At 64.6% G+C, this 11795-nt stretch carries 11 protein-coding genes; 7 read left to right on the forward strand and 4 right to left on the reverse strand.

The window, feature by feature from the left end:
- Positions 1-10 precede the first annotated feature (10 nt).
- From glgA to UB31_RS21015, 4 genes are all read right to left on the reverse strand, one after another.
- Positions 11-1444 carry a glycogen synthase GlgA gene (gene glgA / locus UB31_RS21005; protein ID WP_045006261.1) on the reverse strand — a complete coding sequence of 478 codons (1434 nt, stop codon included), beginning with the start codon at positions 1442-1444 and terminating at the stop codon, positions 11-13.
- A complete protein-coding gene (gene glgC / locus UB31_RS21010) occupies positions 1441-2703 on the reverse strand; it encodes a glucose-1-phosphate adenylyltransferase (RefSeq protein WP_045006262.1) in 1263 nt (420 codons plus the stop codon). The genes glgA and glgC overlap by 4 nt, the downstream gene beginning before the upstream one ends.
- A gap of 321 nt (positions 2704-3024) precedes the next feature.
- Complete coding sequence (locus tag UB31_RS42605; RefSeq protein WP_082078575.1) at positions 3025-3297, reverse strand: hypothetical protein; 273 nt, start codon at positions 3295-3297, stop codon at positions 3025-3027.
- Positions 3298-3556: 259 nt separating this feature from the next.
- Positions 3557-4537: an ABC transporter substrate-binding protein gene (locus tag UB31_RS21015; protein WP_045006300.1), complete on the reverse strand. Its 981-nt coding sequence runs from the start codon at positions 4535-4537 to the stop codon at positions 3557-3559.
- 475 nt (positions 4538-5012) lie between these two features.
- On the opposite strand from UB31_RS21015, the gene UB31_RS21020 reads away from it, so the two are divergent.
- The 7 genes from UB31_RS21020 to UB31_RS21050 form a co-directional block, all read left to right on the forward strand.
- Entirely contained in the window at positions 5013-6113 is a 1101-nt protein-coding gene (locus tag UB31_RS21020; RefSeq protein ID WP_045012243.1) for an ABC transporter substrate-binding protein, read from the forward strand.
- The gene (locus tag UB31_RS21025) at positions 6091-7110 is read left to right on the forward strand and encodes an ABC transporter permease (protein ID WP_045006263.1); all 1020 of its coding nucleotides are present in this window, start codon (positions 6091-6093) and stop codon (positions 7108-7110) included. The genes UB31_RS21020 and UB31_RS21025 overlap by 23 nt, the downstream gene beginning before the upstream one ends.
- Positions 7104-7901, forward strand: a complete 798-nt coding sequence (locus tag UB31_RS21030) for an ABC transporter ATP-binding protein (RefSeq protein ID WP_045006264.1) — start codon at positions 7104-7106, stop codon at positions 7899-7901. The genes UB31_RS21025 and UB31_RS21030 overlap by 7 nt, the downstream gene beginning before the upstream one ends.
- Positions 7895-9067, forward strand: coding sequence for an acyl-CoA dehydrogenase family protein (locus UB31_RS21035; protein ID WP_045006265.1), 1173 nt, complete (start codon positions 7895-7897; stop codon positions 9065-9067). Before UB31_RS21030 ends, UB31_RS21035 begins: the two co-directional genes overlap by 7 nt.
- A 29-nt stretch (positions 9068-9096) precedes the next feature.
- Positions 9097-10191 (forward strand): LLM class flavin-dependent oxidoreductase, encoded by a 1095-nt coding sequence (locus UB31_RS21040; protein ID WP_045006266.1) that lies wholly within the window; start codon positions 9097-9099, stop codon positions 10189-10191.
- The gene (locus tag UB31_RS21045; RefSeq protein WP_045006267.1) at positions 10188-11126 is read left to right on the forward strand and encodes an ABC transporter substrate-binding protein; all 939 of its coding nucleotides are present in this window, start codon (positions 10188-10190) and stop codon (positions 11124-11126) included. The genes UB31_RS21040 and UB31_RS21045 overlap by 4 nt, the downstream gene beginning before the upstream one ends.
- A 109-nt stretch (positions 11127-11235) precedes the next feature.
- On the forward strand, positions 11236-11795 hold a 560-nt coding region (locus UB31_RS21050), incomplete at its 3' end, for an IS5/IS1182 family transposase (protein WP_045009489.1).

Genomic DNA, 11795 nt, shown 5'->3' on the forward strand with positions numbered 1-11795 from the left:
TCTATGGTGGTCACGCCGTGCGGCGGGATGCCACGAGGTCGCGATAGAGCGTGGCGTACTCGCCCGCCCGGTTGCGCCAGGAGACGTCGGTCGCGAGGCCAGCCAGCTGCAATTGTCGCCATGCCGGCTTGTCATGGAAGGCCAAGCTCGCGCGTGCCAGCGCCGCCGAGAGATTTTCGGATGTGACCGGTCCGAACGTGAAGCCCGTCGCGGCGTCGGTAACGGTATCCGCGAGACCCCCGACGCGCGACACGATCGGCACAGCGCCATAGCGCAGCGCGCAGAGCTGGGTCAGGCCGCACGGCTCGAACCGCGACGGCACCAGAAGCGCATCGGAGCCGGCCTGAATCAGATGCGCGAGCGCCTCGTCATAGCCGATCACGGCCGCGATCCGGCCCGGATGCCCGCGTGCGGTCCCCTGGTAGCGATCCTGTAACTCAGCATCGCCACTGCCGAGCAGGGCCAGTTGCATTCCATCGCCGAGGATGGTGGGCATCGCCTTGAGCAGGAGATCGAGCCCCTTCTGCCACGACAGACGGCTGATGACGCCGAGCAGGAGCGCATCCGGTCGCGGATCGAGGCCGAGCCGTTGTTGCAGCGCTGCCTTGTTGGCCGAACGGAATGGCAGCTCCTCGGCGCTGAAGCGATAGGCGATGTGCGGATCGGTGTGCGGATTCCAGACCGAGATGTCGATGCCGTTGAGGATGCCGCTCAGCACGCTTGCGCGCTCGCGCAGGAGGCCACCGAACCCCATGCCACCCTCGTCGCTCTGGATCTCCCGCGCATAGGTCGGTGATACCGTGGTGATGCGATCGGCGAGTTGCAGCCCGGCTTTCAGGAAGCTGATGCCGCCGAAATATTCGACGCCATCGACGTTGAAGGAGTCCCAGGGCAGGCCGATCGAACCGACCAGCTCGCGCGAAAACTTGCCCTGATAGGCCATGTTGTGAATGGTCATCACGGTGCCGGGTCGCGGGCGGTTGTCATAGTGCAGATAGGCCGGCGCGAGCCCCGCCTGCCAATCATGAGCGTGCACGACATCGGGCACGAAGGCGGGGACAAGGCCGTGGCCGATATCGGCGGCGATGCGCGACAGCGCTGCGAAGCGCACGCCATTGTCGGGCCAGTCGACGCCATCAGCGGTGACGTAGGGGTTGCCGGGTCGCTCGTAGAGATGCGGCACGTCCAGGACGAACAGATCGAGCCCGTCGCGCGCGCCCGCGAGCAGGCGGCCCGGGCCACCGAAATAATCCGGCCAGCGCCGGATCTCCTCCGCGCCTGAGAGCAGCCGCATCACGTCGGGATAGCCCGGCATCAGCGTGCGCATCTCGACCCCATGCGCCTTCAGCGCAATCGGCAGCGCGCCGGCGACATCCGCAAGGCCGCCGGTCTTGATAATGGGATAGACTTCGGAAGCGACCGCGAGGACGCGAACAGGCGTCATGTATTCAGCCTGTCGATCATCGGCTGGGTGATGAGCGAGATTCCCTGCTCGGTGGTGCGGAAGCGTTTGGCGTCGAGCTCGGGATCCTCACCAACGACAAGCCCCTCGGGGATTTCGATGCCGCGGTCGATTACGACATTCTTCAGCCGGGCGCCGCGCCCGACGTTCACGTAGGGCATGATCACGGCGTTCTCGACACTGGCGTAGGAGTTGATGCGCACGCCGGTGAACAGCAGCGAACGGCGCAGCGAGGCACCCGAGATGATGCAGCCGCCCGAGACCAGCGAGCTCACGGCGTAACCGCGCCGGCTCTCCTCGTCATGGACGAATTTCGCGGGCGGCGTGATCTCGGAATAAGACCAGATCGGCCAGGCGCGGTCGAACAAATCGAGCTCCGGCACCACGTCGGTGAGGTCGATGTTGGCGGCCCAATACGCATCGACCGTTCCGACATCGCGCCAGTAGGAGCGCGGTTCGGTACCGGTCCGCACGCAGGAGGTCGAGAACTGATGCGCGATGGCGCGGCCGTTCTTGACGATGTAGGGAATGATGTCCTTACCAAAATCGTGATTGGAGTGCGGGTCCTCGGCGTCGCGCTTGAGCTGGTCGAACAGGAATTTCGTGTCGAACACGTAGATACCCATGCTGGCGAGCGAGACGTCCGGCTTGCCCGGCATCGGCGGCGGATCGGCCGGCTTTTCCAGGAACTCCTGGATCCAGCCGTTCTCGTCGATATGCATGATGCCGAAGCCGGACGATTCCGCGCGCGGCATTTCCAGGCAGCCGACCGTGACGTCGGCGCCGCTGTCGACATGCTGCCGCAGCATCACCTCGTAATCCATCTTGTAGATGTGGTCGCCGGCGAGCACCACGATGAAGCGGGCGTTGTGCGACTCGATGATGTCGATGTTCTGGTAGATCGCATCCGCCGTGCCGACATACCACATGCTCTCCGACACGCGCTGGCTCGCGGGCAGGATGTCAAAACTCTCGTTGCGCTCGGGGCGGAAGAAGTTCCAACCCATCTGAAGATGCCGGATCAGGCTGTGCGCCTTGTACTGGGTCGCGACCGCGATGCGTCGGATGCCGGAGTTCACCGCGTTCGACAGTGCGAAATCGATGATGCGGGATTTGCCGCCGAAATAGACCGCTGGCTTGGCGCGCCGGTCGGTCAGCTCCAGCAGCCGGCTGCCGCGTCCGCCGGCGAGGACGAACGCCAGCGCCTGGCGGGCAAGCGGCTCATTTCCGGCGGCACTCATGTCATCCTCCCACACTTTGGCACATGCCAAGACTTTCGCGAAAAGCGGCTTTCGCGAAAAGCCTTTCGGCCGCGCATCATTGGAACCGATAGTAACGGTACCAATGGTAAATCGGGAAGATGCTTGTTGGTTGCGAACGCGCAGGAAGCTTAACGCTTTGCCGCCGCGCTCAGCCCTCTGGCGCCGTCGTACCGGTGTCACATCGGCGTAGTGGAGGCATCGCCGGCTGATCACAATTAAGGCAGATCCGGGCGTCTTGTGCGCTGCACGCAAATTCGAGACTTTCGGGCTTGCCGGCTGTCCGGCAAGCCCGCTGGTTCGTCACCGACAGACATAGGCTCCGTTGACGTAGACGCGAGCGCATGTGCCCACAGCCGCCGCACCGACGGCCGCGCCACCGACAACGGCGCGCCGCGTGGTGCGCCGCGCAACGCCGGCCACGCTGACGGGTGTCAAGGGCCGTCCGACCCTGGCTTCTGCGCTGCTGATCGACAGCGAGAGGCCGTCGGTGGATGAGCGTTCAAATGAGCCTGATAGCCCAAGAGCGGCAACCAACGCGGCCAGTATCAGCATTCCGGGCCTGCAATGTTTCATTTTAACCTCCCGTCTTCAGAGTGAGAGGTCATCGGCTCACGCTTCCCATGGCAGACCATTGATCAGGATCAATGGATTGCGAAGGGGTGTGAGTGTGGACGAGCACACGGATACCGGTTTCGATGCCTGAGATCGGCGGCAACCGACTAGAGAGATAGCCAGACGATCAGGCTCATGCAGGCGAAATGCGCGAGCACGATCGCAGCGAGATGCAGCGGGCCGGCCTTGAGACGGAGCCCGCTCATCTCGCCGCCTCCGTTTAGTTCGATCCGGCCGCCGCGGCGGTGAAACTGCGGTCCACGGCCTGGCTGACGTCGAGCTTCTTCGTCAGGATGCCGTAGCGCGTCGAGCGGTCCGAGGCCTCCTGGACTTCCTTCACCACGTTCTCATCGATCACGATCGGGCTGGTGCGCTGTGCCGTGTAGGCCGACAGCAACACGTCCTCGGGCAGCTTGGTCAGCTCGGCCGTGCTCTTGGCGTATTCGCCGAGATGATCCAGCGACCAGAGCCGCGCCTTGTTCAGCCGCTGCAACAGGTCCTGCACCGCCGCGCGCTTGGTGGCGATGGCATTGTCGGAGGCGACGATGAAGGTGATGGTCGGCGTCAGGCCCTCGCCATCGGCGATGACCCGCGCCTTGTCTTTCAAAGTCGCGAACGAGACGTAGGGCTCCCACACCGCCCACGCGTCGATCGAGCCGGCGACCAGCGCGATCTTGGCGTCGACCGGACCCAGCGGCGCAAAGGTCGCATCCTCCAGCTTGATCTGCGCTTTCTCAAGCGTCGCATCGATCAGGAACTGACCCCAGCCGCCGCGGGTGCCGGCGAGACGTTTTCCCTTGAGGTCGGCGGCAGATTTGATCGGCGAATCCTGGCGCACCAGGATCGCCTGCGTCTTCGCATCCGACTTGGTGCCGCCGATCGCCTTGATCGGCGCACCGGCCGCGTAGACCGACAGGAAGGAGAGATCGCCGGTATAGCCGACGTCGAGCGCACCGGCGTTGAGCGCTTCCAGGATGGGCGCTGCGGCGGGGAATTCCGACCATTCGATCTTGTAGGGCAGGTCCTTCGCATAACCTGAGATATCGAGCAGCGAGCGGTTGCCACCCTTCTGGTCGCCGACGCGCAGCACGACCGTGTCGGCCGCGAACGATGCGGCCGCTGTCGACAAGGTCACGGCCGCGGCGAAGAGCGAGACCGCAAGCCTGCGTGTGATGGGATAGTCGTGGGAGTTGATGCTCATATGATCCGTCATGTTGCGTTGCTCACGGTGCGTGAGCGAACGATGCAGCTGGATGATCAAGTCTATGAGTGCGCGATGCGCAGTCAATGAAATGGCCATCCGTATTGCGCGCACGACGAGCAAGGACGTTTCAACGAATGGCCACTTTCGAGAACGTGCCGTGCACGCGCGCGAAATTGCGCGAAAATAGTGCAGGTGACGGAGTCGTGGCTGGGAGAACCAGCCAAAGCGGCGGCGAAAATCGTTTCATCGTTCCCGAGCGTACCGGTGGAGAGAATGACTTCGCCGCGCATCACATTCGAAATTCCATTTCATTGACGATGCGGCCAGCGCGCCGCATGATTTGCGCATCGCATCAAGCGGCGCGTGATCGCCGACAGCAAGATTTTTCTCTCACCGCAGCTCCGCACGGAACATGCGCAACGCGGGGCGTTGCGCAGACAGCGAAGCTGTGCCAGCGCAGGAGCAGGGACCGATGAGCAACGACAACAAGCACGGCGGATCCCGCCTCGACCGGCGCCATCTGCTCCAGGCCGGGCTTGCGGCGGCCTTCGCCGCGCCGCTCGGCGCATTGGGCGCGCAGGCTTTTGCGCCTCGCGCGGTCGCGCCCGGCATCGATCTCTCGGAATTCCCGCTGTGCCAGACGGCCTCCGATGCCCCCGCGCTTACCGGTGCGCCGCGCAAGCTGAAATTGTCGTGGAACGCTGGCGCGGTCTGCCTCGCGCCGCTGCCGGTCGCCATCGAGCACAGCTTCTTCCAGAAGCAGAATCTCGACGTCGAGCTCGTCAACTACTCCGGCTCGACCGACCAGTTGCTCGAGGCGATCGCGACGGGAAAAAGCGACGCCGGGCTCGGCATGGCGCTGCGCTGGTTGAAGCCGCTGGAGCAGGGCTTTGACGTCAAGATCGCTGCCGGCACCCATGGCGGCTGCATGCGCGTGCTGTCGCGCGCTGATTCCGGCGTGAGCAAGCTTGCCGATCTCAAGGGCAAGATCGTCGCGGTCGGCGACCTCGCCGGTCCCGACAAGAACTTCTTCTCGATCCAATTGGCGAAACTCGGCATCGATCCGAACAAGGATGTCGACTGGCGCGCCTATCCCGGCAATTTGCTCGATGTCGCGGTCCAGAAGGGCGAGGTGCAGGCCTTCCTGTCGTCCGATCCACTGGCCTATCTCTGGCTGAAGGATGCCCAGTACAAGGAGGTCGCCTCCAACCTCGACGGAGACTACCGCGACAAGAGCTGCTGCATCGTGGGTCTCCGTGGCAGCCTGGTGCGCGAGGAGCCGCAGGTCGCGCGCGCTCTCACGCAGGCGCTGCTCGACGCTGCGATGTTCACCTCGCAGAACCCGGCGGTGGCGGCAAAATCGTTCCAGCCCTACGCGCCGAAAGCGGCATCGCTTGCCGATATCGAAGGCATGGTGCGCTATCACACGCACCACCATCATCCCACGGGCGAGGTGCTGAAGCGCGAGCTCAAGGCCTATGCCGATGATCTGAAGAGCGTTCAGGTTTTCAAGCAGAGCACCGATACCGCCAAATTCGCGGAGCGCATCTATGTCGACGTATTCGCTGTCTGACGGCCTCGCGTCGGGCGCGCCGCGGGTCTCGCGCGCGCCCTTGCTTGCGTGGGTGCGAGAGTCCGGCGCGGGCGTTGCCGCGAGCATCGCCTGGATCGCCTTCGGCCTGTCGTGTCTGCTGTGGGAGGATGTCGGCGACTGGTCGCGCACGCATTCGCTCGGTATTGCCGCCTTCATCGTTGCTGCGGTCGCCCTGTTCGGAACCGTCGGCGCCGATTATCTGGGATCGGCAGGCCGTGCCTTGCGCCAGCGCGCAGCCTGGCTCGTCGCGCTCGGCGCCTTCCTGACGCTGTGGGAGCTCGCGACCGCAAAGTTCGCCTGGCTGCCGCTGCCATTCTTTCCGCCGCCACAGTCGATCATCGAGGTCTATACCGACGATCTGCCAAAGCTGCTCGACAGCGTCTTTGCCTCGGTCAAGCTTCAGCTCGGCGGTTATCTCATCGGCGCTGCGGTCGGCTTTTTGACCGGCGTCTCGATCGGCTGGTCGCGCGCGGTCGGCTATTGGGTGCATCCAGTGCTGCGCTTCATCGGCCCGCTGCCGGCGACCGCCTGGCTGCCGATCGCTTTCTTCACGTTTCCGTCGAGCTGGAGCGCCTCGACCTTCCTGATCGCACTCGCGACCGGTTTTCCTGTCACGGTGCTGACCTGGTCGGGCGTAGCGAGCGTCAGCAGCGCCTATTACGACGTCGCGCGCACCCTGGGTGCAAAGCCCTCCTTCCTGGTGCTGAAGGTCGCGATCCCCGCCGCACTGCCGCATGTCTTCGTCGGCCTGTTCATGGGCCTCGGCTCGTCCTTCGCTGTGCTCGTCGTTGCCGAAATGATCGGCGTCAAGGCTGGGCTCGGCTGGTACCTGCAATGGGCGCAGGGCTGGGCCGCCTACGCCAACATGTATGCGGCGCTGATCGTGATGTCGCTGCTCTGCTCCGGCGCGATCACGCTGCTGTTCGCGATCCGCGACCGCCTGCTGGTCTGGCAGAAGGGGACCGTGAAATGGTAGAAGCAGCTCTCGCCGAAGCCGTCACGCATTCGGCCGCCGGCGCCGCGCTCGACATCGAGCAGGTGAGCCACGCCTTCGACATCGACGGCGCCGAGCTGCCGGTGCTCAGCGACGTCAGCATCTCGGTCGAGCCCGGCGAATTCGTCGCGCTGCTCGGCCCTTCCGGCTGCGGCAAGTCGACGTTGCTGCGGCTCGTCGCAGGTCTCGACAAACCCAGGGCGGGAGCACTGCGCGAGGACGAGGTCCGCATCAAAAGTCCGCATCCTTCGCGCGTCGTCGTGTTCCAGGATCCGACGCTGTTTCCCTGGCGCTCGGTCTGGGACAACGTCGCGCTGGGGCTGGAAGCTCAGGGCATTTTGAAGAGCCAGCGTCACCGCGTCGATGCCGCGCTGGACCTCGTCGGGCTGGCGGATTTCCGCAATGCCTATCCGCACCAGCTTTCCGGCGGCATGGCGCAGCGCGTCGCGCTGGCCCGCGCGCTGGTCAATGATCCCAAAATCCTGATCCTTGACGAGCCGCTCGGCAAGCTCGACTCGCTCACCCGCATCACCATGCAGGCCGAGCTCGTCTCGCTGTGGCAGCGCAAGGGCTTTACCACGTTGCTGGTGACGCATGATGCCGAGGAGGCGCTCGTGCTCGCCAACCGCGTCATTGTCTTCAGCGACCGCCCGGCACGGGTCAAGGCCGACATCCGTGTCGATCGGCCCTATCCGCGCCATCGCGGCGATCCATATCTTGCGGATCTGCGCCGCCAGATCCTCGGCCTTCTGGGATTAGATGTCACATGGTAACGTCCATAGCCAAAGGGCGCACAGCCCATAGCGAACCCGACTACATCGCGCGCGCCGAGGCGCTGGCGGAAACCTTCGCTGCGCGCGCAGCGGAACACGACCGCTCCGGCAGCTTCCCCTTCGAGAATTTTCGGGAGCTCTCGGAAGCAAGCCTGCTGTCGCTGACGGTGCCGGCGGCCCATGGGGGAGCAGGCGCCGACGCAAGATATACCGCGCGCGTCCTCGGCATCATTGGTAAGGCTGATCCGTCGACCGCGCTGGTGCTGTCGATGCACTACATCAACCATCTGGTGATGGGGCGGAGCCCGACCTGGCCGCTACGTCTGTCACGCAAGCTTGCGCGCGAGACGGTCGAGGGCCTTGCCCTCGTCAACGCGCTGCGCGTCGAGCCTGAGCTCGGCTCGCCCGCGCGCGGCGGCCTGCCGGCGACGATCGCGCGGCGCACCGAGACCGGCTGGCGCCTGACCGGCCACAAGATCTATTCGACGGGCTCGCCGATCCTGAAATGGTATCTGGTCTGGGCGCGGACCGACGAGGCTGAGCCGCGGGTCGGCCAGTTCCTGGTGCCGGCGGTCCTGCCGGGCACGCGCATCGTCGAGACCTGGGACCATCACGGCCTGCGCGCCAGCGGCAGTCATGACGTCATCTTCGACGACGTCGTCATCCCGCTCGACGCCGAGGTGGATGTTCGCAAGCCCGCGGATTGGAGTGCACGCGACGTTACACAGGCGACCGTCCACACGGTTTTCGTTGCGGCGATCTATGACGGTGTCGCGCGAGCTGCGCGCGACTGGCTGGTCACCTTCCTGAAGCAGCGCGTTCCCGCCAGCCTCGGCGCGCCGCTCGCGACCTTGCCGCGCGCGCAGGAGATTCTTGGCGCCATCGAGGCCCGTCTCGCAGTCAGTGCGCGGTTGCTTGATTCCTTCGCTGGCGATTTCGACGATGGTGTCGAACTGTCCACGGGCGAATCCAATGCCGTCAAGCTGACCGTGACCAACAATGCCGTTGCCGTGGTCGAGGACGCACTGTCGCTCACCGGCAATCACGGCCTCAGCCGCACCAATCCGCTGGAGCGGCACTATCGCGACGTTCTGTGCGGCCGCGTGCACACGCCGCAGGACGATTCCACCCGTATCGGCCTCGGCCGTGCCGCATTGGGCCTTTAGGTTTTCGCCAAACAATCAGGGAGACGATCATGTCGGTCGAGTTCATCGGCTTTATCGCGAACAGCAACGCTTCAGAGACTATCGTGCGCCAGGGTCCGGTGCTCGATCCGGCCTATATCGAGACGGTCGCGAAGGCGCACGAGCTTGCCGGTTTCGACCGTGCGCTGCTGGCGTTCCATTCGACCACGCCGGATGCGCTCCAGGTCGCCCAGCATGTGCTGACCATCACCAAGAAGCTCAAGGTGATGATCGCGCAGCGCCCGGGCTTTACCGCGCCGACGCTGCTGGCACGTCAGCTTGCCACGCTTGACCAATTCTATGGCGGCCGCGTCTCGCTGCACGTCATCACCGGTGGCAATGCGATCGAGCTGCGCCAGGATGGCAACACGCTCGACGACAAGGACGAGCGTTACGCCCGAACCAGCGAATTCCTCGATGTGGTGCGGCTGGAATGGACCAGCGAGAAGCCGTTCAACTACAGCGGCAAGTACTACAACGTCGAGAACGGCTTCTCGCAGGTGAAGCCGCTCCAGAAGGGGGGCATCTACACCTTCGTCGGCGGCGGCTCCGATGCCGCAATCGAGGTCTCGGGCAAGCATGCCGACACGTTTGCGCTGTGGGGCGAATCCTACGCCCAGGTGCGCGACGTCACCGCGCGCGTGCGTGCGGCGGCCGCGAAGCACGGGCGGCCAAGCCCGCGCTTCAGCCTGTCGGTGCGGCCGATCCTTGCCGACACCGAGGAGAAGGCCTGGCAGAAGGCCGAGACGATTCTGGAGCAGGCCACCGCGCTCCAGGACCAGACCGGCTATCGCCGGCCCAATCACGCGACCGACGGCGCCAAGCGGTTGCTGGCGCTGGCCGACCAGGGCACGCGCATCGACAAGCGGCTGTGGACCGAGATCGCAAAGCTCACCGGCGCCAACAGCAACACCACCGCGCTGGTCGGAACGCCCGAGCAGGTCGCCGAGGTCTTCGCCGACTATTACGATCTCGGCGTCAGCCACTTCCTGATCCGCGGCTTCGATCCGCTTCCCGACGCCATCGAATATGGCCGTGAGCTGATCCCGCTGACGCGCAAGCTCATTGCCGAGCGCCAGGTCGCACGCGGCGAGGCGGCGGAATGATCCGCCTCATGCTGGCCGGTGCGCTGCTGTTCGGCTCGTTCGAGCTGGCGGCGGCGCAAACCACCCTCCGGGTCGGCGACCAGAAGGGCAATTCGCAGGCCGTGATGGAAGCGGCGGGCGTATTGAAGGACGTCCCCTACAAGATCGAGTGGAAGGAGTTTCCCGCCGCCGCGCCGCTGCTGGAGGCGCTGAGCGCCGGCGCCATCGAGACCGGGCTCGTTGGCGATGCGCCCTTCACCTTCGCTGCCGCCTCCGGAGCGCCTGTGAAGGCGATTGCCGCGATCCGGCAGACGGGCGAGGGGCTTGCCATTCTCGTGCCGGAGAATTCGCCGATCAAAAGCTTCGCCGATCTGCGCGGCAAGAAGATCGCGACCGGCCGCGGTTCAATCGGCCATCAGTTGATCCTCGCAGCGCTGGAGAAGAATGGCTGGAGTGCGAACGACGTGCAGCTCGCATTCCTGGCGCCGTCGGATGCCAAGATCGCCTACACGCAAGGCTCGGTCGATGCCTGGTCGACCTGGGAGCCCTATGTGAGCCAGGAGGAGGTGCTGTTCAAATCACGCCGCATCATCACCTCGGAGGGCCTGACACCGGGCTTGAGTTTTCAGGTGGCGCGGCCGGATGCGATCCGCGACAAGCGCGCGGAGCTGACGGACTTCATCCGCCGCCTCACGGTGGCACGCGCATGGTCGCTGACGAACGTGAATGGCTATGCCGAGACCTGGGGCAAGCTGATGAACATCCCGACAGCCGTCCCGCAGAACTGGCTGTCGCGCGCAAAGATCCGGATCGCTCCGATCGACGACGGCGTGGTCGCGGACGAGCAGAGCACGATCGATCTCTATTTCCGCTGGGGCTTGATCAAGCAGAAGCTCGATGCGACGGAGGTGGTCGACCGCTCGTTTGCGGATGCGATCGCGAAGGCGGGGTTGTAGCCAACTCTCGTGTCCCGGACGCGGTTCTTACCCTCTCCCCTTGTGAGGGCTTTGCACAATCGGCTGCACGTGATTCTTTGAATCATGGCTGATTCTAGCGAGGGGAGCCATGGTTGAGCGCAATGTCGGTCAGATGAGCTTGGCGGATGGCCTGGTTCGGGCACCGCGAAGCAGCATCCTGGATGAGGTGGAGGCTGTTGTGGATTGGGCGCCGCTGCGCTCGCTGCTTGGCAAGCGGGGCGGCGATGGTGCCGGCAACAGCAGCTATCCGGCGGAAGTCTTGCTTCGCTGCTTGCTCGCCGGGATCTGGCACAATCTGTCTGATCCCGCGCTGGAAGCGGCCATTGCAGACCGGTTGTCGTTCCGCCGCTTTGTTGGTCTGAGCCTGCACGATCAGACCCCGGATCACACGACATTGTGGCGGTTTCGGCAGGAACTCGCCAAGGACGGTCTGATCGAGAAGATCTTCACTGAGATCAATCGGCAGTTGGAGGCCAAGAAGCTGATCCTCAAGCAGGGAACGCTGGTCGACGCCTCGTTAATCGCGGCACGAGCCACTCCGCCCCGCAAGGCACGCAAGGATGGCGAGGATACGCCACCCAAACCATCTGCGGATCGCGATGCTCGCTGGGGCCGGAAAGGCAAAAAGAGCGTGTTCGGCTATAAAAT

The organism is Bradyrhizobium sp. LTSP849, from assembly GCF_000938255.1.
Lineage (GTDB): Bacteria > Pseudomonadota > Alphaproteobacteria > Rhizobiales > Xanthobacteraceae > Bradyrhizobium.